This window comes from Mesorhizobium sp. M4B.F.Ca.ET.089.01.1.1 (assembly GCF_004022605.1).
Taxonomy (GTDB): Bacteria; Pseudomonadota; Alphaproteobacteria; order Rhizobiales; family Rhizobiaceae; genus Mesorhizobium; species Mesorhizobium abyssinicae.
On sequence record NZ_RZOS01001115.1, the window covers coordinates 1 to 698 of the forward strand.

Consider the following 698-nt stretch of genomic DNA (forward strand, 5'->3'; position numbering starts at 1 on the left):
AGCTGAGACGGAGAGCGTTGCCAAGGGTGTTCGACACTCAATGGTCAATGCCTTTTCGCGATTGGGGTTTCTGATCAAGCCAATCCCCAACCAACTAGCCAGTGCCTGTGCATCGCCGGGGCTCAGAACCGCAGACAGCCCGACGAACTGCCGCCACCCCGCTCGCCGCATCAACGTCAGGAGAAGTTCGGCGTTTTGGCCGCGATGTTTATCCCCCACCAACTGGACTTCATCACAGACGAAGCAGATGTTTGTCAGGTCACGCGGCGGCCCACCAACTGACAAGCAGCCCAGAAACTTCTCGTACGTTGCAACCAAGATAACAGAAGAAAGGGGAGCATTTGTTTTCCGACCTGCCGCGTCTTCGACGCTGTCCCCTGTCGCACATACAATCGCCGAACGGTCGTAAGCTAGGAAGTCACCAAGAAATAATCTCTTAGCCTCCTCGAACTTCTGTTTGGCCAACGCCCGATGAGAGACGAGATAAACAGCCGTGTAGCCTGCCTCAATGGCTGATGCCACTGTCCACCAACCGATTAGGGTCTTCCCGGTCGATGTCGGCGCGCTGACAAGAAGACTTTCTCCGCGAGCTACGCCTGCCTCTAAAGCTTCGAACTGAATGTCCGTGAGAAGCGGCATGCCGCTTGCCACTGGCAAAAGTTCAGGTTTGCCCAAAACTTTGTCAGAGAGCCCATGAT

The 698-nt window shown here is 55.3% G+C and carries 1 protein-coding gene; it reads right to left on the reverse strand.

The window, feature by feature from the left end:
• Nucleotides 1-698: DEAD/DEAH box helicase (locus EN780_RS36350; RefSeq protein ID WP_128276602.1), on the reverse strand; the 698-nt coding region annotated here is incomplete at both ends.